Genomic DNA, 22,925 nt, shown 5'->3' on the forward strand with positions numbered 1-22,925 from the left:
GGTATGACCCTCGGCTCTAAACGTGGTGTAGCTTATATTGTAAACGATAGTGCTTGTCTTGTTAAAGAGTAGGTTAGATGTTGTAAATAAAACTCCCCTTTAATAAAAAAACTAACAAAGGAGCAATTATAGATTTCAATGCTAATCAATAATTTCTACGCGTGTTCTATAATCCGCATCAGGCCAACCCTTTCCTGTCGGATGGAAAACATTAAGTGAGCTTGAAAAAATATAATAAGTTCCGGCTGCAAGACCACTAGTGTCCATATAATGAATGTCGTTTATGTCCTCCCTATTTATCACTAGTTTTTTAGCTAGACCTTTCTTTACTTCTCTATCCAATGTTTCAGTTACAATATCAATATGAGCGGCGATAACCTTATCGTAAATATAGAAAACATTTTCTTCATTTACTTTAATAGGTATCCTCTCTCCTTTTTTAACAGAAAGACCCTCTGCTTGCCAACTCCATGTCATGCCCGGAAAACTAATAGTTGTAACTGGCTTCAGAGCATAACTCTGTACTTCCATATTGGATTCACCTGTAATTACCGATGTCACGGTACTAGGAAATATCTTAAAAGCAACCCATTCATTACTAAGTTTTGTTGACGGTAGAATCTCAATGCTATCTAGGTTAATTGTTACTTTAATATCTGAATGCAGCGGCTTAAACGTTGGCTCTTCATAAGTCGCTATCATAACTGATTGGTGTAGGTTGACTCCTTTATCTACTCGAATCGGATGGCTGAACTTATAGCGAATCATGATGTCATTAACATTGTCACCAATCGGCAGTTGATATGGACCAGACGACGTAAACAAAGAATTTACATCTTCCCACATATAAAAGGATTGACTGTGGAAACGTTTCTTTTTGCTATCTACAAAAATAGCCACATATTCACCTTCGAACAATAATCCCGAGGAAAAGAATGTCCCATCAGGCTTAGTTTCCGCTCTTAAAATCTTGAACCAATTACCTGGAGATATTTTTTCCATCTCTGCAACATCTATATTCTCTAACTCTTTTTGCACGATGTATACTGTACCTTGTTCTTGTTTACCGATAGTTCCGTATACCACTTCACCAACAGTAAAGACTTCTTTGTCCATTTTTACTACAACATTATTCCCTTGACCGTCATTGCCGCCTGGCTTTTCTGGCGTGACGCCACCAGTAGAACCTCCACCACCGATAGCGCCACGGCCTGCTCCACCGGAAGTGTTCGCAGATTTAATCAGATCTCCGGCTTTGGTCTCTTTGCCAGCAACAACCACGATCATATCTTTGCTTACGTTCTCTCCTAGTTTCCATTCCATTGGAGCAGCAGCAAAGCTAATGCCAGCCGCATTTATCGTCGCTTGCTTAACTGTCCCTTCGCCAGCCACTTTTGCTTCTGCATGGATAATTAAGGATGCAATATTTGTATCTTTTCCTACCTCAATCTTTGTTCCTTTTGCCTCTTTGTTTACCGTTAGCTGTTGAACAGACCCTTTTGCTAGCTTCAAGTTGCTGCCGTATGTGCTCACTGTAACAGAAGGAAATGCACCATTTAGTTGAATATCAGACTGGGCCTTAAGTTTCTCAGATAGTTGAACTTGTGCCACCATAGCACCATTTTGTACATCAACGATTGTTGGCGATTGCAGTACTAGTTCTTGAACTGTAGATGTATCTTTCACATTTACACGCAATGCACCATTTTTCTTGTTTACGATAACATTGGAAAGAATGCTATCGTTTACGTGAATGCTATTTTTTCCACCACCACGTACAAACGTCTTACCATCTACCTTCACCTTGTTCAGATGCACATCCCCTTCACCTACACCTTGTGTTAGGATTAGATCACCTTTAATATGAAGGTTTTGCAACGTAACACCAGGAACGTTAACGATCACGTTTCCTTGGATTTCTTCTTGCTTCGTCGTAGAACCATATGTACCTGCTGTTCCATACCATACTCCATATGTATCAAATGCACGATCCAAGATGCTAACCGCTTCTGCACGCGTCAACGATTGATTCGGCTTGAATGTGCCTTCTTCATAGCCTTTAACAACACCTAGATAAACAGCTTCGGATACGGATGAAGTTGCCCACGGCTGGATATCTGCACTGTCTTTATAAGTAAGAGCTGTATCGTTCGTCTTCCATTTCAACAGCCGAGACAAGGAAGCTACCGCTTCTTGACGCGTTAGCGTTGCATTCGGCTTAAATGTGCCGTCGGTATACCCTTTCATGTAGCCTGCTGTTGTCGCTGTATTTACAGCATCCGCATACCAAGCTGTTGCTAGTACATCTGTGTAAGCTTGCGGCTTCTGTTCGTTGAGCTGGAACATGCGGTTTACGATTGCTGCCCACTCTGCACGTGTTACTTGTTGATTCGGCTTGAACTCATTTGCAGATGCACCAGATACTACACCTTGAGCTGCCCACTCTGCAATTTTGTCTTTTGCCCAATGTGCTTCTACATCTTTAAATGTAACGACTGACTTCATTTGTTCGCCTTCATTCGCCGCAGTTGCTTGCACGCTTACTGGCGCTGCTAATCCGCTAAAAAAAGTGCTGAACGCCAGAGTTATCGATAGCAATGTTGCTATTCTCTTTTTCATAGTTTCCCCCATATAATATATGTTTCTTAAATCATCTATTCAATTATAGTTTTGTGAATGTAAATATCCATGAAATTATTGGTTGATTTAAAATTTTATAGTTCTTAAGTCACGTAGGCCCTTTATTACAGCAGTAACTTTGGCTAAAATGAGAATGCAACTATCATCACAGAATAATCATTATCGCAAAAGGAGAACAGCATGTCACAATCCGAACACGCTAGAACTATGGCGGTTCCAACAGAACGAAACCTACTAAAAATATTCCTAATCGCCTTTAAGCTAGGCCTGACCTCCTTCGGAGGACCTGTCGCGCATCTTGGCTATTTTCATGAAGAGTATGTGCGGCGTCGTAAATGGATCGATGAGCGCAGCTACGCTGACTTAGTGGCGCTGTGCCAGTTCCTGCCGGGGCCGGCTAGCAGCCAAGTCGGCATTGGTATTGGCGTGCTGCGCGGCGGCCTGCTTGGCGGCATAGCCGCATGGCTTGGCTTCACGCTGCCGTCTGCAGCAGCGTTGGCCCTATTCGCGCTGGCGATACAAGGTTCAGGTATCGCTAACGCGGGATGGCTCCACGGCCTCAAGCTAGTGGCCGTGGCTATCGTTGCCCATGCCATATGGAGCATGGGCACGAAGTTGGCGCCAGACCGTGGACGCGCCACCCTCGCCGTGGCGGCAGCCGCCGCTGTTCTGCTATGGCAGACAGCCTTGGCGCAAGTACTTGTCATCGCTGTCGCTGGCTGTGCCGGCGTATGGATGTATAGGCACAAGGAAATGCCGAAGCCAGAGCATATCCATGTTCCCATTAGCCGCCGAACAGCGATCATTTGCTTGTCGCTGTTTGGCGTATTGCTTGCAGCCTTACCTCTGCTGCGTCAAGCAGGCATAGGCGGCTGGTTCATCTCGTTATTTGATAGCATGTATCGAGCTGGATCGCTTGTATTTGGTGGTGGCCATGTCGTACTGCCTTTGCTTGAGCGTGAATTTGTACCTACAGGTTGGCTCGACAAAGCTGACTTCCTTGCCGGATATGGTGCTACACAAGCTGTTCCTGGCCCGTTGTTCACCTTCGCCGCCTATATTGGAGCTGTCGCTCAGGGTTGGCTAGGTGCAATCATAGCAACCATCGCGATCTTCCTGCCCGCGTTCCTGCTCATCGTTGGTGCGCTCCCATTCTGGAGCACTCTGCGCGTGAACTTGCGCGCACAAGGCGCCCTCTTCGGCGTCAACGCCGCCGTCGTGGGCATACTCATCGCGGCACTATACACGCCGCTCTGGACGTCGACCGTGCAAGCACCGGCCGACTTTGCGCTCGCAGCAGCCCTATTCGTGCTGCTCACGCATTGGCGTATCCCGCCTTGGGCCGTCGTCATCGCTGGCGCCCTTGGCGGAATGCTGCTCGAATGGCTGTAAACAAAGACACGCCATACTAGTCAAAATAGGGTCAGGGGCTTCTCTACACCAGAAGCCCCTGACCCTTTGTTAATTACATCGCAGATTAACTGAAACCGGTTAATTAACTCCCTAACCCACAAACACTAACTCAAACTTACCCGCTCCTCACCTAAGCTTCCTTGCTGCGGATAAAACATCGTTGTATCCATTTTCGTCACAGCTCCCATTCGACGAGTTACTGGATCGATCAGCCAAACGACGGCTACAAGCGCAACAAGCAAGCCACTAATCATAAGGACAGCCGCACTACTCAGCGCAGCACCTCCAATACCCCCTAACAAAGAACCAATTGGCATCGCCACTGCACCAATGCTTCCAACCGCGGCCATCACTCTACCCAATAAATGTGCTGGTATAAGATTTTGCATAAACACCATTGCGACGATATTTGTAATTGCTGTAGGCACCCAGCCCATTCCATATAAAAGAACGGCCAGCCACATGCTTGTAACTTGAGCAGCTGCGAACCATGCAACCCCGCACCATAGAAAAGCACCAATATACATAGCCCCCATAGGGAGCGTTTCCGGTCGTAGACGAGGAGCTAACAGCACCCCCAACATACTGAACACCGCTACAGATGCAAGCATCATTCCATACCAGTCAGAGCTTTGAGCCAAGTCAGGCAGGACTGCAAACACAGCGCCTCCCGCACAGTTAATCACAATCATTCCCGCTAACAAGCGTATAATATAAGGATGGCGAAGAACCGCTACACCTTCCATCAATTCTTTCACATACTGTCTGAAAGACAGCTTTGACGCAGTTCTACGAACAACTTCTTCTCCAGACTGACCATTCCCCTCACCCTTGCCCCCACTTTTCCCTTCCATATTGCTAGGAATAGGACGCAGTGTCATAAAAATAAGCGAAGCCAGCAAGAAAAGAACGGAATTCATCATAAACATACTTACGATCCCTATTAATGCAATCAAAACGCCACCTAATGCATTAAACACAGCTTCACTACCTTGGTTAGCAGCGCTAAACCACGCGTTGCCCGCAGTCAAATGCTCCTTTGGCAGTACTTTCGGCAGAGCTGACATCTGAGCAGGAAAGATAAATTGATTCAATACAGCAATAATCGGCATCAAAATAAGAACTAACGTTACAGAAATAAAATCAAGCCAATAACTAAGTGGTAAAATAAGCAGCAAAATGGCTTGGGTTAATTGAGTCACAACTAGCATGTTCTTCAACGGCCAACGGTCAATAAGCGGTCCATATAAAAACTGTACAATACGAGGAATCGAAGTGAGAAACACAGCCAAGCCTGAATAAAAGGTAGAACCACCTAAATCATAAACAAGCCACATCGCAGATAACATATAGAAGCTATCACCTATGTTAGAAATCAATCTTCCCGCGAGCAGCTTTGTAAAGTTAGCATATTTCAACGCCTGCAACATATTACTCTTCTCCCCCTCGGCCCTCCATGAGAGACCGCTTGACTTGTATCCATAGTTTAATCAACATTCATACACCTTCACCTCAGTCCCCAGCTGTAATTTGACTCAGCCCCTCGTTCATCCGTCGCTAGTTGCATAACAAAAAAACCTCGACTGCTCCAAGCGATGTTGGAGATTCGAGGTTCAATTCGTATCTATTTTCTTTTCATCAATACAGCCGGATGTAACTGCTCCGATTCAATTATGATACCCATAATGAACCTGCTCCTACAAAAACACGAAATAAATAACAGCGGCCAAAACGATACGATAAATCGCCAACGGAATAAGCTTAATGCGATTAATTAACTTCAAGAAGAAACGAATCGAAACAAGAGCAACCAGAAACGCGCTAATAAAGCCTACGACGAAAAATGGAATGACATCTGCCGTAATCGCATCCCAGCTTTTCACTAGAGACAAGAAGCTTGCTCCGCCAATAATCGGCACAGCCATAATAAAAGTAAAGTCAGCAGCCGCGCGATGACTCAAGCCTAGCAGTACGCCAGCTGATATCGTAGACCCAGAACGAGAGAATCCAGGCCACATAGCCAGACACTGCACGAGACCAATCGTTAACGCTTGCTTGTACGTAACTTGATCGACCGTCTCTACCTTTTTCACACGTGGTGCGAGCAAATCCGCTGCAATCATAAGAAATGCCCCAAGTACAAGTCCAATCACGACCGTTTGCGTAGAGAACAAATACGTATCAATAAAATCTTCGAATATAAATCCAAGTACCCCAAACGGTAAAATACCTACAATGACCTGGGTCAGCTTCAATCGAGGTTGCAAAGCCTGTTCCCCTGTTACCTTTTTCAGCCCCAGCATCGTCATAAAACGCTCCCACATCAAGACCACTACTGCCAGAATCGAACCGAATTGGATAACAACTTTAAAAGTATTCGCCACTTCGGGCGAGAACATTTCTTTCGTCTTGAACAACCAATCATCAACAATGATCATATGCCCTGTCGAGGACACGGGCGCAAACTCCGTCAAACCCTCTACGACACCTAATACAAGCGCTGCAAACAACTCCCACCAATCCAATAGACGAACCTCCTCAACTATTCGAAAATCTATTTGACTGATTCCACACCATCCACTCCATGGATAGTCAATCGTTACTTGTTAATCAATATCTGATCTCTTAAAATATACAATCGTTGCTGCGAGTCCAAGTACAGAAGTAGCAAAAATGATAGCATACGAATAGGAGACTGGATAAACGAATTCGGTACTGTTCGTTACTACCATATGTACAGCTGACCAAGGAAATAGACCTTGATAGTCTGTATCAATAACCGTAAGATTGGCCATCGTAACAACCGCAGTAAATATAATCGTCGGCACAAAATTTTTAAATAGCATCGTAATCCATATAATTGGGGTCGATAACAAGAACAATAGAAACGCTCCTACAAAAAACTGTCCAAGAGAATCGACGATAACCGCCACACTTAACCCTTCAAATTGGCCTACCAAACCTAGCAAGAGCGTCATCACCCAAGCAACTAACGTTAGGACAACAATCCATAGTAATAACAGCAGCCACTTACTCACGACGATACTCGTTTTGGAAACCGGGATCGTCAGCAAATTTTTCAACGTATCTTCCGTGTATTCACGACTAAACAAATAAGCCGCAATCACTCCATACAGTAGCGTGCCAATAAGCATGAGCACATTCAAATTCGTATTGTAAAATGACACATCGAACGTAAGGATCGTCTCTGGCTTCTCTCTTTTCATACTCAAAAAGGCGATAAACATCATAATAGGTGCTGCCATTGCTCCCATTACGCTGATCATAAACATCTTTGCTCGCTTCAACTTCAACAGCTCGGTATACAACAAGTTAACCAATCGTCCCACCGCCTATCAGCTTGATGAAGTAGTCTTCCAGCCTATCTTCGCTTATCGCTATTCTCGTTACTTCAATATCATGTTCGACAAGCATCTTGTTCAGCTTACCCTGCTGGCCCATATGTGAATAAACACGCAGGAAGCCTTCTCCATGCGCCTCATACTCTACTCCGTCAAAGTGCTGTTCTAACAGCATGGCAGCCTTGTTGTCATTCGACACTTGCAGCTCCATATAATTGCGATTTCTCGCACGCAGTTCTTCAAAAGAAACTTCCTCAAGCAGTCTCCCTTGATGAATGATCCCAATCTGATCAGCCAGTTGCTCTACTTCGGATAAAATATGGCTAGAAATAAGTACCGTCAGCTTTCTCTCCTCTGCGAGCGACTTGATCAGTCGGCGGACTTCCTTAATTCCGACAGGATCCAAGCCATTAGTAGGCTCATCTAAAATGAGCAGCTCAGGATGATGAAGAATAGCTCTTGCGATTCCAAGCCGCTGCTTCATACCCATAGAATACTTGCCAACAAGCTTCTTCGTTTCTTGTTCTAACCCTACAATTTCTAATGCTTCCTCAATCGCGGTTTTCTTGTGAACACCCATTAGTTTGGCATTGATAAGCAAGTTCTCTTTACCTGTCAAATTCTCATAGAAACCGGAATACTCAACCATAGAGCCGATTCTTCTTAGTATTTCTTTTTGATGCTTAAATAAGTTCTCGCCAAATATCTCAATCTGGCCTTCTGTCGGCTTGATGAGCCCTAACAGCATGCGAATCGTCGTCGTCTTGCCTGCACCGTTTCGACCTAGAAAACCGTAGATTTGACCTTGCTTTACATTAAGCTGAAGGCTGTCTACCGCCTTTTGCATTCCGTATTGTTTCGTTAAGTTCGTCGTTTGAATGACCGCTGTCATGTGAGCCTCCCTGCTAATAATTAAATGAATGTAACTCTATTGTAAGCAGTCGATTTTACATGCCTCTTAACGAGTTCTTAACGATTTCTTACATTCATTCTATCTTTATTGCTGACCTCACCCGACTTAGCTTGGTATATTCGAGTTACTCGTTATTTTAGGAATCGTAAAGCTAAATGTCGTTCGTATGCCGGGTTCACTTTCCACCCAAATGGCGCCGCCATTTTTCTCGACAAGCGCTTTGGTTATAGCGAGCCCTAAACCGCTGCTGCCATTCAGCGGACTCCTTGATCGGTCTGCACGGTACATTCTATTAAATATGTTCATCACATCTTGTTCGGCAATGCCCGCCCCTTTATCCCAAATACTAAACTGATAGCTATGAGACATTTCTATGAGTTCGATCCCGAGTACCTTTCCTTCTTTCCCATATTGGACAGCATTCTTTATCAGATTGTTCAAAATTCGCATCAGACTGAGTTTATCCACCAACGCCATGCACTTCTCCTCTGGCAGTCCAACCCGCAACTCTATTTTATGCCGATCCAACTCTGGTAAAAAGGAAATTACCGCTTCTCTGGCCATTTCCGCAGCATCTACCGACTCAACCTGCAATGGAATCTCATCGGCGTCCAATTTAGCTAAATGGAAAATTTCGTCGATTAATTCCTTTAAGGCAACTGCTTTATTCGAAATGACTTGGACAAACTGCTGTCGCTCCTCTGGCGAAGCTGGTATATTATCTTTCAGCGCATCCACGTAACCAATGATGGATGTAAGTGGTGTCCGAATATCGTGCGAAATGTTTGTAAGCAAACTCTTTCTTGCTGCCTCAGAGCGAACTGATTGAACTTGGACCTTGGCTACATGCTCAATCAATTCATTGATCGAGAAAATGACTTCATCAACGATCGGATCATCATTGGTTAATATCCGAGTGTTCGCATTCCCTTGAACAGCCCGCTTCAATGCCAGTCCTACGCTGCGAAGCTTTGATCTAAACTGAATTCGTATAAGCAGTAAGCTTCCCGTTACGAAAATGAGCGTACTAAATAAAACCCCACGCAGCATGCCTTGGGGCTGATTGGTCCATTCCACAATGAAAAGGGCTGCTAAGAGCAGCAATTGTACAATGATGAGCAGCATACTCTTATCACGATTCATCTTTTTCACCTACAAACTTGTACCCAATTCCCCATACGGTCTGTATCCACGATGGATGAGATGGGTCCGATTCTATTTTCAACCTTAATCTTCGAATATGTACCATTACGGTATTATCGTCTTCAAGGTATTCACTGCTCCACACTTGGCGGAAAATTTGCGTCTTCGTAAATACTTGTTCCGGATGCGAAGCAAAAAACTTCAACAGCTCAAACTCCTTAGCCGTTAACGCCACTTCTTCTCCATTCTTCTTCACGCTGTATTTTCGGATATCGATAAGCAGACCTTTATAGCGCAGCAAATCATCCGAGCGCTCACGTTGAACGATGTTCTCGCTGCTCCCTAAAACCATAAACCGTCGCAACTGTGCTTTAATGCGAGCAACCAGCTCATGAACGCTGAACGGCTTCGTCATATAATCATCTGCCCCGATACTTAATCCGATCACTTTGTCCATTTCTTGATCTTTCGCGGTCAGCATCATAATCGGCACATTCGTCTTCTGACGCAGTCTTCTGCATACTTCGATACCATCAAGCTTCGGCATCATAAGGTCTAGTAAAATAAAATTATAGTTATATTGATCACACAAGCGCAGCGCCTCTTCTCCATCAGCTGCTGTATCAACTTCATAGTTTTCACGCTGCAAATAAGTTCGAATTAACTCCCTTATCTCCTTATCGTCATCCGCTATTAATAGTCGGATATAATCCATATATGTACACCTGCTTTTTCTGTGTAATGAAAGACATGAATCTTAGAAATAAATATAAGAGTAACGACCATACCCCTTGTTATTATAACAACATAGATTGGACAATGCTGTAAACTGACTCTAGCTATCAGCTTAGTTTACCTACTACGGTTTCGAATGCAGCGCTGACTCTCAGCGAAAAAGTATTCTATCCTGCACCTTTCTGCTATCCTCGCCTTTTACAGTACTTTTGTCTGCTACAGGTGGAATAATGGCAGTATCCTTGTCCACTGTATATGGAGTTTCAGCAGTGAATGTCTTTCAAATAGTGGACACTTCTTTCAAAAATAAACATAGTACCCTCGGCGATACAAAACCCATATTTGGTATAAACGCACTGGTGTGCACGCCATATACAGTAATTTCTCACCAGTAATCAGCAGCTACGAGGTATCTCCCTGATGTCCACCTTTATAAGGACACTCTTACCACTTTTCCACAGTGGGAGGACAATTAAGGGGGCGAGAGGTTCAGGAATTCCAAGCACCCCATGATAATTCAGCAAAATATAGGACGCACTTGTTCAACTCTTCTGGTTTAACCTTGATTCATTTCTAATACGCTAATTACTTCACAAAAAATAGCCCGCTCGCTTAACCATTTTTATACAAACTGGCTATAACGAACTGGCTATCTTATTCAAAAATTTATTCCGTTACTAACTTAACTACCCATTACATGTATATATAGTAAATCCCATCAACCTTTTAACCGTTCACTAATTTCTTTAAGATTTTCGGCGAATCCAACAAACACCGTATTGCCGATGACTATTGTAGGAACGATTTGCTTGCCTGTTAGATCCATAACTTCTTTCGCATACTTTGCGTCCGTTTCACAGTCATATTCGATATACGAAATCTGATTTTCTTTGAAATAACGCTTGGCATGGTTACAGTCGCCACAGGTAGGTATCGAATAAATGATTACTGATTCGGTCATCTTGATACACCCCTCATTAGGTTATTGCAAGGTATGACATTAAACTGTCGTTCTATATCCTTTAGCTTGGATGCTTTCTTGAATATCCGAAATCTCCAGCTTGGCTTCGTCATATTTCACAAAAAGCGTTCCTTGTTCGAAGTTAACATGCCCTTCAACGCCGATTCCATCTAGAACTCCCTCAATTTTTTTGACACATGAGCGGCAGTTCATTCCTTCGATTTTCAACGTCACTTCTTTCATCTTTTCACCCCCTTCCTATACACACCTCTATATACCCCCATACCCTATATAAATTGACATCTTAAATATACTATACCCCCCCGGAGTATGTAAATGGTTTTTTAACTATTGCTGCCATAATTTTTTTTCTACGAACCACCAACTACCTTAAAAATAAACGGAATAATCAACCACTTAAAGCCAATTATCCGAATAAGCAACGAGCTAACCCATTTTCCTTATACTCCGCCCAATTAGATGTAAATACTTGACAACAATCACTTAGAGTAATATTATCAATAATGAAAATATAATCATTAATGATAATAATGAATACTAGGCGGTAATAAATATGAAAAAGAACAAAGCTGATCTGATCCTGCATCCGGTAAGACTAAAAATCATCCTTACGGTTATGCGCCAACAACGTGCCACTGCCTTACAATTAAATGAGCTATTGCCCGAGGTTCCACAAGCCACCCTTTATCGTCATATCAACAAACTTACAGAAGCGAACTTGCTAGCAATCGTTGAGCAGTATCAAGTTCGCGGTGTCATAGAGAAGGTATATGCATTATCCGATGAAGGAGCTCACTTAACGCAAGCCGATCTGGAAGAAGCGACGAAAGATGACCATATGCGCTACTTCACCACATTTGTTTCTAGTCTTATGAATGACTTTTCGCAGTATTTAGAGCAACCTGATATCAATTTGGAACGTGATCGAGTTGGTTATCGCCAACTTGCTCTTTATTTAAGTGATGATGAATTGGATGAAGTGATGGCTCCTTTTCGGGAAGCTGTCATGAAAGCAATGCAGAACAGTCCTGCACAAGGACGACGACGCCGAAATCTATCATTCGTTATTATTCCAGAGGCAGATACTATAAGCGAGGGAGAGTAAAAAGATGAATGTAAATCTGAACGAAGTCGAAGTGACGATTAACAGCACTTTTTCTTTAGCAGGTACACTTTCCATTCCAACCGGCACAACACATCCAATTCCTGCTATTTTAATCATTTCTGGCACAGGTAAAAATGATCGCAACGGTAACGGCAAGGGGCTGAATGTAAACATTTATAAGGACATTGCAGATATATTAGGGAAAATGGGATTTGCCACTCTCCGTTATGACAAACGCGGAACGCATGCCAGTGGTGGAGTCTTCAACGAAACTGGGCTGTGGGATTTGGTCGATGACAGTATTGCATGTGTTCGATTCCTGAAATCGAGGCCAGAAGTGGACCCCTATCGCATTTTTATATTCGGGCATAGCGAAGGAGCTTCGATTGCTCCAATTGTGCATACCAAAGAACCTGTGCACGGCCTCATGTTGATTTCGGGCGCTGTAGAAAATTTGGTTCACGATACGATTCCTCGTCAAACAGGCCAAGCGCTTGAGGAACTGGAACATGCAAAAGGAATTAAGGGATTTCTTATTCGTTTGCTAAAATTGAAAGACAAAGCCAAAAGGCAAAATGCCGCCTTTATCGAAAAGGTACTCTCCTCCACGACACCAACAATCAAATTTAAAGGCAAAAAAATAGGCGCCAAGTGGTTCCGTGAGCATGCCGAGCTGAACATTTTAGACTATGTAAGTCAAATATCCTGCCCTATTCTAGCAATAACAGGTTCCAACGACCTTCAGACGCCACCAAATCACGCTAGAAAATTCGCCGAAGCAGCCAAGGGCGAAGCCGAATGGCATATCATCCCCCACATGAATCATATTTTACGCAAATACGAAAAGCCCCACACCATGCTGGGGTTATTGAAAGAGTACAAATCACTGTTTACTACGCCGATAGACACAGAGTTTACTGAGCTTCTAGAGCAATGGCTGCGCAAACATACAACGAATCAACCTACTTAATCATTCCCTGCACAAGCGAAAAGCCAGTTAGCTCGAAGTGGAACTAGCTGGCTTTACATGTACGCTTAGAAGTACCTTTTTCCTCCATGACCCGCAATCGAATGAGGCAATGTCCTAATATGCCCCCAAGTGTATTTAGAATCAGATCATCAACATCAAAGTTTCCGATAGAAAATAGGAGCTGTGCACTTTCCAGACTCAAACTTATAGCCAAGGCACTAACGAGCACGATGAAGAACGTACCTTTTTTGTTTTTTAACAACAGCGTCAGAAAAATGCCGAGTGGCACAAATAGCCCGATGTTGCCAAACACCTGAATGAAATCATTCATTGAGTGACCTTCCATATTTTCAGATATTTGCTTAAACGGAACTAAATTACCTACTTGCAGCCTATCTATAATGGAACGAGGATCTTCTATATTCGACTGTAGTTGATGCATCATAAAGCTCAAATTAATAGAATGAAACTTAAATAAAATAATTTTGAGCAGTGTGTACAAGTATAAAGCAAATGCGCCTACTAGCAACCAATGACTATTCAATATTTTCGTCTGTTTCATTTCGCATCCCTACCTTTCATAATACAAAGATAAGGGATGAAGCTTAAAAAAGTAGTTGGGTAAAAATAAAATTTATATTAAGTTTGGTGAAGAAGTAATCCCTAGATGACGATAGGGTGCTCAACGACATGTCGACCCCCTAGTTCCTTCTGTTCAAACATATCTTTTTCACAAGCTCTTGCATCCAAGCAGCATTCCACTCTATTTAAACACTTTTTTAATCCACTTTAGTTTATTTTCATATGGAGGGAATAAGAAGCCTAGGTCAAATTTTGTACTCTTTTTCACAATACTCTTATGATGTGAAAATAGATCGAAACTAAACTTCCCATGATACGCACCAATTCCGGAATTCCCTACCCCGCCAAACGGCAGATGATGATTGACCACATGTGAAATCGTATCATTGACACAGCCACCACCGAAGGAAACTCGACTCAACACTTCTTGTTCAACCTGTTTATCTTCCGTAAACACATATAAAGCCAAAGGCTTAGGCTGCTTATGAATCGTCTGAATCGCATCTTCTAGCGTACTGTACTCCATAATCGGCAAGATCGGCCCAAAGATCTCATCCTGCATAGCTGCGTCAGACCAAGACTTTGCTTCCAGTAAAGTAGGTTCGATGTATCGTTCTTCTCTAACGGAATTTCCTCCAAATAGTAGATTGGATTTATCCGTCTCTATAATAGATACGAGTCTATCGAACTGACGCTCATTCACGATTCGACCGTAGTCTTTGCTTTGCATCGCATTTTCCCCATAATAATGTCGGATGACTTCTTTCATGTTTGAGAGGAATTGTTGCTTTACTTCGGAATGAACGAATAAATAGTCGGGTGCAACACAGGTCTGCCCTGTATTCAAAAATTTACCCCACACAATTCTTTTCGCCGCCATTTCTAAATTCGCAGTGCGGTCTACAATGACTGGACTTTTACCGCCAAGCTCCAGCGTTACAGGAACGAGATTCTTCGCAGCAGCCTCCATGACAATTTTTCCTACAGCGACACTTCCTGTGAAAAAGATATAGTCAAAAGGCGCATGTATGAGTTGAGAAGTTATTTCTCTTTCTCCCTCTACTACTCGAATATATGCCTCATCGAATGTTTCCTTTATCATTTTGTGAACGATAGCTGCTACATGTGGTGTATTCTCAGATGGTTTAAGCACCACGCAGTTCCCGGTCGCGATAGCACCAATAAGCGGATCGATTAACAATTGAAACGGATAATTAAACGGACCAATAATCAATACCGTGCCATAAGGCTCTTTCATAATGTAACTGCTAGATGGATACATGTAGAAAGGCGTTTTCACCTTTTCAGGCTTCATCCATTTTTTCAAATTTTTTATCATATACTGAATCGCGTTCAAGGCGAGTCCTACCTCTGTTGCATAAGCTTCAAACTCACTTTTACCTAAATCTTTATATAAAGCTTCATGAATTTGAGCTTCATAACGCTGAATAGCCGTTCTTAACTTCTCAAGTTGCTGCAATCGGAATTCAAAACTAGTAGTCGATCCTTTATGAAAAAATTGCTTATGCTCAGCAAGAATAGATTGTACATTAATGGTTTCTACTTGATTCATTATGATGTCCTCCTAAAGTTATGCTTATAATGAAATATACTAAAGAAATAGACAATAGATAATTTCTAAACGTTTAAACACTTAAACAAATAAAGTGTAAAAGAAACCTTTAGATATCCTCTAAAGGCAATCACGTTCAACAAATGATAGCAGTTCTTTTAATGATGCTACAGCATCTCCTAATGTTAAAGAATAATATCGCTCCGTCCCACGCTTCTCCACTTCCACTAAACCTTGCTGCTTCAACAACTGTAGATGATGCGAAACGGCTGGTCGTGAAAGGACCGAATGCTCCGTTATATCATTAACAGTCAGAGCATCGTGCTCACTAAGTAGTAAAATGATGTCTTGACGATTAGAGTCCATTAACAATTGAAAAAGGGGGGTACATTTGCGAAACTGCTCTAATGCTTGTTTTCCCACCATACTCCCTCCTTCCACAATACGTTTAAGTGTTTAAACGTTTCATTTATGTGCTTAATCATAGTACACGTATTGTACCTCTGTCAAAGTTAAGAGTTGCGGTCTATCTTCGACGAAGCTAAAAGCGATGTTTTCTTGCCATCGGTTCTATCCATGTATTCAATATCCAACGTAGTACTTTCCATACCCTTTGTTTCTTAGGTGGCAAATGATCATAATACACATAGCTGTATTCAATCTGCTGTTTGGCACCACGATTTCGCTTGAACTCCCCGGCCCCAGCACTACAATGACATATTAAATCTTTTTCGATAGAATCCATTGTAATAAGGAGGGAAAGAATACGGTATAAGCCATGCTGCTGATCAGAGTTTGTATCATAGCCAAGGATAGGCGTAGTCATCACTCCATCCCTAATAAAATAAGCAATGACACCATCTATGGTATCTCCTTTTTTTATGGCCTTTATCTCAAATAAATGATGCTTAAGAGCATTCCATAAATAAGCGGGTGTAAACATTGGGTTATGAACCGAATATTTTTTAATATACAGTTGGTTGTATAACTCGGAAATTTGGTAAATATCCTCTTCCGTAAATTCTTCATTCGTAATGATTTCATACTTGCTTTTCTTTAATAGACTTTTATCGTTTAATAAGTCTTTTCGCTTTTTTGAATTCATTTCTTTATAATGTTTTGGATCAAATAAGTAGATAGAACGAGACATCATGTTATTGTAACCTACTGCAGATAATGCTTGTGTAATGGTAGGATATAGTTTGTTATTTAAAGAACGAAATAGAATCGTATGCTCTGGATATTTCTCAACAAATAAATTCGTAATCTGTACGATTTGTTGTTCGTTGATAGCATGATAAAGATTCGTGGACAGCATCCAATTATTCACGGCGATAACCTTGTTCATATTCGTTCGTCGCAGCCAACTTCCCATAAGATGAATCGGATAGGTTAGCAGCTTCTCTAACCACGGTTTCTTCAATTCCCATAACTCTTCTAGTGCATAGGATACGTAATGTGTATAAGGAGAACATACATAAGAATTATCGAACTCCTCGTTATTTATGGTAACTGGCAAGATGAGATCATCCATTTCTAATAGAAATAGCTGCGTGTTAACATTTTCAATACATGCGGAAACACCCTTTTCGAAAAAAGGCAGGAAGCTGTCTCTTACATAGGCTCCATCTTTTTTGGAGTCCCAGTCAATGCTGTGCAGGGAATGAGCGTCGTGCAATTTAATCATATCTGCCCACCATGCTTTACAAGGCTTTCTATTCTTTTTAATTTTTTATCATGCAATTGAATATCGTAATGTGAAAAGAAAACATGCGGTATAACACACTTCTTAGCAGACCATAATGTATTCAGCTCTTGTATGACATTGGATTGACATAATGCAAGATGTTCAGGTGGTGCTTCAAGTTTAATTTCAACGTTGTCTATGCTGTGCTGGATCACTTTAAATTGTTGAATTTCATTGGATGCGAACATAATCGCTCTTCGAATATAATCAGGAAAAATAGATACCTCCCTATTATCCAATTCACTTCTACCAATAAAGATATCATCGCATCTGCCATCAATTCGTTCTAAGGCTAAGAAGGGAGACCCACAGGTACACGCTGTTTTTTTCTCAATCAAAATATCATTGAGACGGTAGCGTATAATGGGCTGTGTTTTCCGCATGAAATCGGTAATAATAGGGACGAATACCCCGTTTTCCTGATCTAAATACTCTTTTTCAATATGAACGAGATCTTCATTGATGTGTAAGGTCCCCTGAACGCAGGTCGTAGCAAGAAAACCTTCCGTACATTGGTACACTTGGTGTACCGTCTGTTGAAAAGCTGCACGAATAAACGCGCGATCCATATCTTCAAGCACCTCTGCTACAGAAATAATTTTTTGAGGACAAAGGCTAATAAGTCCTTCTTGCTGCCAGGAGGCAATCTTTCGCAACATGGACGGAGGTGCAATTAAAATAGATGGATTTACTTCATTTAATCGAGTGATATGCTGTTGAAACGAATCTAGTAAATCAAAAAAATGAAAGGAAATTCGCTTATTTTTGGTTGCTTCGTATAAATTGCTATTAGCACGCAAGAAAAAAGCAATCGTGTGTTTATGTAGAATGCTAGAAGGAAGCACCTTTCCAATAATCGAACCAGCCCACAACGTTTGTTCCTCCTCAGAAACGAGAAACACTCCACGATTTCCACTAGTGCCTGATGATAAGCCGACCGTTATATTACGAATGGTTGGAGAAAAATTCCGAGTCTTTTCTGCTTCAAATGCGACACGAAATGCTTCTTCCTTTGAAATATGAACGGTATTTAATGTATCGAAATGTTCCATCATTACTTCTTTATCAATGATAGGGAGCGCAGCCAACTGTCCCTGTTCAATTTCTTTTAAAAATGGAGCATATAACTGGCGATAGAAAGGAGACTTCTCCATCGTGAACAAAAGTTGTTTTTTTATTTGTTGTTTATGAAATTGTTCCAATTGTTCGCGATCGTAAAATCGTGAGCCGTATTTTGTTTTCAAATAGTGCTGGAGAATCCGAAATTTATTCATAGTATACTCCTGCTTTAATTTTATCCCATGTGTGCTCACAATGAGTGGGTACAATTTCAATTTCAGGTGATGCTTGAGATAAATGGTGCAGTTTCTCAATATTCTTTCGATAAGATTTTGGATCACTAGTTAAAAGGTTCGCAATTTTACTAGGAAGTACAAGGTTTTGATACGTTTTACTTAGCCATACTGCGTCTGCACAAAGAAATACAATTTTATGACTATGTAATTGGACGAATAGGCCAAATTGTCCCGTTGCATGTCCTGTTAAGTCAACAGCGAATAATGAGCCATCACCAAACACATCGTAACCCTCTTCGAATTTTCCATATGCAGGCGAAAGTTTAAGCAATGGATTGTGATCGATGAATATCATCCTTTGCTCTAAATCAATCGGCAGTGTATCTTTTAAGCACCCTTTTAATAAGGCACCAAATTTACTTCTCTTCTTTATATCCTCATAAGCTTTTGCGAAGGTTAGTATTTTGGCTGTCGGAAAGTCGAGCAGACCAGCTGTATGATCGCCATGAAAATGAGAAATAATAATATATGTAATATCCTCTGGTTGAACACCCTCAAGAAGCAGCTGCTGTTTCATAGATTGGTCTTCCGTAAAATGAACTGGGGTTAGTTTGGCATATACAGAGTACGGAAAGCTTTTTGTTGCTTCTTTAAAGTGTCCCGCATATCCCGTATCAAATAAAATGTACCCTAAGGTTGGATGCTGAAGTAATCCTACTGTAGCTGGAAAACGGATTTGTTTCCAACTGCCCTTGGCGTATGCAATTTTTTCTGGATGTGTGCAATATCCGGTATCATATAGCTTTAAAGATTTCATTTTCATTGTATTTTCCACCAGTCTACAAACTTTGTGATTCCTTCTTCTATACTGATCTTTGGCGTATATCCTAGTTCTTTTTTAGCTTTCTCAATACATAATGTCTGGCTTTTGGACAGGACGCTAACCGTATATTTGGTGAGAATAGGTTCTTTTCCGAACAAAACCGTTTTTGAAATCCCTTCTAATATAGCGGCTAGTGTAAAAGCATTTTTGTAGGAAATGTTTTTATATTGTACCTGCTTATCGAGCCGCTTCATAACATGTTCAATGACCTCATATAAATCTACACGTTCGTCATTGGTTATATTGTATTTTTGCCCTAATGTAGGTGTAGGGGAATCCATACAAAGAAGTAAGGCATCTACCACATTCTCGACATAGGTAATATCAACAAGAACATGTTCTGTACCAATTCTCGGTAGGGCACCTTTTTCACACACTTTAATAAGCCGTGGAAGAATAGCGTTATCTCCTGGACCAAACAAAGCGCGTGGGCGTATCGTAATAACAGGTAAACCATCCGAGAAAGCTTGATCAACAGCCTGCTCAGCCATGTACTTCGTTTTGGCATAATGATTAACAAAGGTATCAGGAAGCTTCGCGTCTTCTACTACATCTTGTCGCTCATCATAATAGAAATAAATACTTGGTGTTGATACATGGATCAGGCGTGTTATACCGGATTTTTGACTTCCCTCGATAATATGCTTTGTACCTAACACATTCGCATTGTAAAAATCTTTATATTTGCCCCAAGGGGAAGAAAGGGCTCCGCTATGAAAGATATAATCTTTATCTTTACACACTTGCAGCACACGATCCCTGTCTTCAAGAGGACAATGCACAAACTCAACTCCATGTTGTTCTAAATAGGTACCGATTGCTTTATTTCTCCCGATTGCCGTTACTTCATAGCCCATATGCTTCAATCGCAAGGCGAGCTTTTGTCCTAGAAAGCCCGTTCCACCCGTTACTAGCATTTTCATAAAGGTTCACCATCCCATGCGATGTCATACGTTGTTTGCTCTAACATCGTCCGCTTATGTTTAACACTTTCACGCCATAGTTTATACATGCTAAAAAACTGATAAAAAAATGGTTTTCTATCCGCGCGGCTATAAATGATATCTGGATAGGAGCATAGAACTCGTAACCATCGCTTACGTTTTTGTTTACTTTTTAAATAAGGAAGTCCATATACAAGCATGGCTAACCGAATGGCACACTTAGCGTTTGCTTTCGGAATTAATGTCTCTTTTACGTTTGTATGAAAAAAAGAAGATACGATTTCCTCATCAAATAAATGTAACCCACTTGTGGCACGCGGATTACATTCAATGGGAATAGCCTCTCCGTCCTCTGTAACGATAAAATCAAAGGCAATTTGCCCAGAGAAATCTAGCTCCTTTACAATATGCTCGACAAACTGTTCCATTTTAGGATGATCAATAGGTTTAAACGCAATAGTAGCGCCTAAGCCTGCCGTGAATTCCGTTTTATAGGTAGAGTGGGCTAACACTTTCCCTGATTGTGCGATACTGTAGGAACAATGCTGTGTTCCTTGTATAAACTCTTGCAGGATATAGTTTGACTTGTCTGCCAACTTTTCTTTTATAGCAGCCTCTTTTGTAATAAACTCCACTTTATTAGAGAAACGGGAGAAAATCGGCTTCAGCACAAAAGAAGCAGTGTCTGGCACTTCGTGAACCATCGCTCTTATCGCTTGTTCATTATTGGTTCTATACGTTGCAGGAACTCGCCAACCTAACTTCGCTGCCAACTGAATGAACTCCCACTTATGATGTAGTAAGGAAAGCTTGTGAAAATCATCTACGAACACATGACAAAATGGGCTGAATGTTTCTTTATATCTAGCTATATAAAATATTTCTTCACAAGTCGGAATAAGCAAGTCCACATGATGGCGTTGAATTATCGATAACAGAACATCAATGCTTTCTTTTGTTTTCCACTTTGGAGAAGGAATTTCATAAAAATAATCCGTACTTATTGAAGCTTTACTTAATGGATAAGGAGTACTATCCGCAATAATAACGGTATGTCCAGTACTATGAAACAGTCTACACAAATGTAAAGCTGCTGGTGCACGTGCCCCTGTAATTAATACGGTTTTGTTAGTATTCAAGAAGAATGCCCCCGATAGAAAGCCCAGCAGAAGTACCTAACAATAATACTTTACTTCCGCGCTCTACTTTCTTTTGTCTAACCGCTTCGAACAGCGCGATTGGAATAGATGCGGAAATCATATTACCGTAGTCTTCAAAAATGGTCATGAAGCACTCTTCCTCAACGCCTAGTTTTTTGCGGATTAGACGCATAGCTGGTCCACTTGCTTGATGAGGTACAATCAAATCAATATCATCTAAAGTATAACCCGTATTCATAAGTAGTTTATCGATAAACTTCAACATATACGTAGAAGATAGTTTGAAAATAGCTCTGCCATTCATATCGAATAAGAAGTCTTCTTTTCGCTCTTCGCTATACTCTCTAGGATGAATCATCGTTCCGCCACCACGAATTTCTGATAGATGCGCTCCAGAGCTATAGGTTTCCATATGGGAAGCTATAATGGAAGAGGTATGGTCGCTTTTTGATACCACAACCGCTGCCGCACCGTCACCGAATAAAATGCTGCTTTCATTTTGTCCCCAATTTAACCCCACAGAAGAAATCTCAGAAGAAATAATAACTACATTGTTGTATCTCCCGCATTCCATTGCGTAAGATACGGTATCAAGTGCTGTTACGAAACTAAGGCAAGTTGAATTAATATCAAAGCAAGGAATACCAGAGTGCTGTAGTCCGAGCTGTTCTTGAATAAGTGATGCAGTAGAAGGGATTGCCTGTTGAACCGTCCCGCTTCCGCAGATAATACAATCGATATCAGCCCACTTTAGCTGAGCATCTTCTACCGCTTTTTTTGCAGCTTCAGCACCCATATAAGAAGAGGTTTCACCATCAACAAAATATCGTGTTTTTACCCCCGATTTTTTCAATGTCCAGCCTTCTGACACATTTAGCATACGATCTATTTCAAAAGAATCTACTTTTCGTTTTGGAAGATATGTGCCCATCCCTTTGATGCTAATATGTCTTCTCATGCTCTATCCCCTCTTAATCTTTTTATGTACATTTAAAAATTACGTAATAATCCAGATATTGTTGTGGAGAAACACAGGAATTTTTTTGTGAAATGTAGGTACTGCATTATACAGCTCTAATATTGTTATTCTGCAAAAATAGCAAGTTCTCAAGCAGATAATTTTACCCTTATACAGATGAGTGTTCCATTATCATTTAGAAAAAACTCTCAAATCAATCTAATCATATTAAACAATTATATGAAAGTATTTAATAGATTTTTCATAAATGAAAACAAGTATTTTCAACCACACGGCATCACCGCTAATGGGCTAACGGTTCTCACAGAGCATATTTCGCTCTTTTTCATCAATTTTGAATTTTAACGGTTATCAGTGAGCTTATTTGACGTTTTCGATGCTATTTCAGCTTATTTCTTTAAAATAAGCGCAACCAGAACCGTTAGATTTTAAATTTGCGCGTATACCTAGAAATAGCGTCAATGGCGACCTTTAGCGATCCTCACAATTATAGCTATAG

21 protein-coding genes are annotated in these 22,925 nt (G+C 41.3%); 3 read left to right on the forward strand and 18 right to left on the reverse strand.

Features of this window, described 5'->3' with window-relative positions:
* Nucleotides 1-141: 141 nt before the first annotated feature.
* Nucleotides 142-2,619 carry an S-layer homology domain-containing protein gene (locus tag H580_RS25670; RefSeq protein ID WP_028596701.1) on the reverse strand — a complete coding sequence of 826 codons (2,478 nt, stop codon included), beginning with the start codon at nucleotides 2,617-2,619 and terminating at the stop codon, nucleotides 142-144.
* A 201-nt stretch (nucleotides 2,620-2,820) separates the two neighbouring features.
* Here H580_RS25670 and chrA point away from each other — a divergent pair, with 201 nt between their 5' ends.
* Entirely contained in the window at nucleotides 2,821-4,032 is a 1,212-nt protein-coding gene (chrA, locus tag H580_RS0122055; RefSeq protein WP_028596702.1) for a chromate efflux transporter, read from the forward strand.
* A gap of 125 nt (nucleotides 4,033-4,157) precedes the next feature.
* Here chrA and H580_RS0122060 read toward each other — a convergent pair whose 3' ends face one another.
* From H580_RS0122060 to H580_RS0122095, 8 genes are all read right to left on the reverse strand, one after another.
* Nucleotides 4,158-5,483: an MFS transporter gene (locus tag H580_RS0122060; protein ID WP_051217655.1), complete on the reverse strand. Its 1,326-nt coding sequence runs from the start codon at nucleotides 5,481-5,483 to the stop codon at nucleotides 4,158-4,160.
* 267 nt (nucleotides 5,484-5,750) lie between these two features.
* Nucleotides 5,751-6,578: an undecaprenyl-diphosphate phosphatase gene (locus tag H580_RS0122065; RefSeq protein ID WP_028596704.1), complete on the reverse strand. Its 828-nt coding sequence runs from the start codon at nucleotides 6,576-6,578 to the stop codon at nucleotides 5,751-5,753.
* Nucleotides 6,579-6,659: 81 nt separating this feature from the next.
* The gene (locus H580_RS0122070) at nucleotides 6,660-7,394 is read right to left on the reverse strand and encodes an ABC transporter permease (RefSeq protein WP_028596705.1); all 735 of its coding nucleotides are present in this window, start codon (nucleotides 7,392-7,394) and stop codon (nucleotides 6,660-6,662) included.
* Nucleotides 7,387-8,307 carry an ABC transporter ATP-binding protein gene (locus tag H580_RS0122075; RefSeq protein WP_028596706.1) on the reverse strand — a complete coding sequence of 307 codons (921 nt, stop codon included), beginning with the start codon at nucleotides 8,305-8,307 and terminating at the stop codon, nucleotides 7,387-7,389. Before H580_RS0122075 ends, H580_RS0122070 begins: the two co-directional genes overlap by 8 nt.
* 126 nt (nucleotides 8,308-8,433) lie before the next feature.
* Nucleotides 8,434-9,471, reverse strand: a complete 1,038-nt coding sequence (locus H580_RS0122080; protein ID WP_028596707.1) for a sensor histidine kinase — start codon at nucleotides 9,469-9,471, stop codon at nucleotides 8,434-8,436.
* A complete protein-coding gene (locus H580_RS0122085; RefSeq protein ID WP_028596708.1) occupies nucleotides 9,461-10,186 on the reverse strand; it encodes a response regulator transcription factor in 726 nt (241 codons plus the stop codon). The genes H580_RS0122080 and H580_RS0122085 overlap by 11 nt, the downstream gene beginning before the upstream one ends.
* A gap of 738 nt (nucleotides 10,187-10,924) precedes the next feature.
* Nucleotides 10,925-11,167 (reverse strand): glutaredoxin family protein, encoded by a 243-nt coding sequence (locus tag H580_RS0122090; RefSeq protein WP_028596709.1) that lies wholly within the window; start codon nucleotides 11,165-11,167, stop codon nucleotides 10,925-10,927.
* Nucleotides 11,168-11,206: 39 nt separating this feature from the next.
* Entirely contained in the window at nucleotides 11,207-11,410 is a 204-nt protein-coding gene (locus H580_RS0122095) for a heavy-metal-associated domain-containing protein (protein ID WP_028596710.1), read from the reverse strand.
* A gap of 331 nt (nucleotides 11,411-11,741) precedes the next feature.
* Between H580_RS0122095 and H580_RS0122100 the strand changes: the two genes are divergently transcribed.
* Nucleotides 11,742-12,293 (forward strand): helix-turn-helix domain-containing protein, encoded by a 552-nt coding sequence (locus tag H580_RS0122100; RefSeq protein ID WP_028596711.1) that lies wholly within the window; start codon nucleotides 11,742-11,744, stop codon nucleotides 12,291-12,293.
* Between the two features lie 4 nt (nucleotides 12,294-12,297).
* Nucleotides 12,298-13,263 (forward strand): alpha/beta hydrolase family protein, encoded by a 966-nt coding sequence (locus H580_RS0122105; RefSeq protein ID WP_036605651.1) that lies wholly within the window; start codon nucleotides 12,298-12,300, stop codon nucleotides 13,261-13,263.
* Between the two features lie 43 nt (nucleotides 13,264-13,306).
* Here H580_RS0122105 and H580_RS0122110 read toward each other — a convergent pair whose 3' ends face one another.
* The 9 genes from H580_RS0122110 to H580_RS0122150 form a co-directional block, all read right to left on the reverse strand.
* The gene (locus tag H580_RS0122110; RefSeq protein WP_036605652.1) at nucleotides 13,307-13,825 is read right to left on the reverse strand and encodes a VanZ family protein; all 519 of its coding nucleotides are present in this window, start codon (nucleotides 13,823-13,825) and stop codon (nucleotides 13,307-13,309) included.
* Between the two features lie 201 nt (nucleotides 13,826-14,026).
* The gene (locus H580_RS0122115) at nucleotides 14,027-15,418 is read right to left on the reverse strand and encodes an aldehyde dehydrogenase (RefSeq protein ID WP_028596714.1); all 1,392 of its coding nucleotides are present in this window, start codon (nucleotides 15,416-15,418) and stop codon (nucleotides 14,027-14,029) included.
* Between the two features lie 120 nt (nucleotides 15,419-15,538).
* Nucleotides 15,539-15,841 (reverse strand): ArsR/SmtB family transcription factor, encoded by a 303-nt coding sequence (locus H580_RS0122120; RefSeq protein WP_028596715.1) that lies wholly within the window; start codon nucleotides 15,839-15,841, stop codon nucleotides 15,539-15,541.
* Between the two features lie 118 nt (nucleotides 15,842-15,959).
* Nucleotides 15,960-17,105, reverse strand: coding sequence for a hypothetical protein (locus H580_RS0122125; protein WP_028596716.1), 1,146 nt, complete (start codon nucleotides 17,103-17,105; stop codon nucleotides 15,960-15,962).
* Nucleotides 17,102-18,439 (reverse strand): F390 synthetase-related protein, encoded by a 1,338-nt coding sequence (locus H580_RS0122130; RefSeq protein ID WP_028596717.1) that lies wholly within the window; start codon nucleotides 18,437-18,439, stop codon nucleotides 17,102-17,104. Before H580_RS0122130 ends, H580_RS0122125 begins: the two co-directional genes overlap by 4 nt.
* On the reverse strand, nucleotides 18,432-19,283 hold the full coding sequence (locus H580_RS0122135; protein WP_028596718.1) for an MBL fold metallo-hydrolase: 852 nt from the start codon (nucleotides 19,281-19,283) through the stop codon (nucleotides 18,432-18,434). The genes H580_RS0122130 and H580_RS0122135 overlap by 8 nt, the downstream gene beginning before the upstream one ends.
* The gene (locus H580_RS0122140) at nucleotides 19,280-20,266 is read right to left on the reverse strand and encodes an NAD-dependent epimerase/dehydratase family protein (protein ID WP_028596719.1); all 987 of its coding nucleotides are present in this window, start codon (nucleotides 20,264-20,266) and stop codon (nucleotides 19,280-19,282) included. The genes H580_RS0122135 and H580_RS0122140 overlap by 4 nt, the downstream gene beginning before the upstream one ends.
* Nucleotides 20,263-21,426 carry an ATP-grasp domain-containing protein gene (locus tag H580_RS0122145; protein ID WP_028596720.1) on the reverse strand — a complete coding sequence of 388 codons (1,164 nt, stop codon included), beginning with the start codon at nucleotides 21,424-21,426 and terminating at the stop codon, nucleotides 20,263-20,265. Before H580_RS0122145 ends, H580_RS0122140 begins: the two co-directional genes overlap by 4 nt.
* On the reverse strand, nucleotides 21,416-22,405 hold the full coding sequence (locus tag H580_RS0122150; protein WP_028596721.1) for a beta-ketoacyl-ACP synthase III: 990 nt from the start codon (nucleotides 22,403-22,405) through the stop codon (nucleotides 21,416-21,418). Before H580_RS0122150 ends, H580_RS0122145 begins: the two co-directional genes overlap by 11 nt.
* Nucleotides 22,406-22,925: the final 520 nt, after the last annotated feature.

This window comes from Paenibacillus assamensis DSM 18201 (assembly GCF_000422445.1).
In the GTDB taxonomy this organism is placed as follows: Bacteria; Bacillota; Bacilli; order Paenibacillales; family Paenibacillaceae; genus Paenibacillus_B; species Paenibacillus_B assamensis.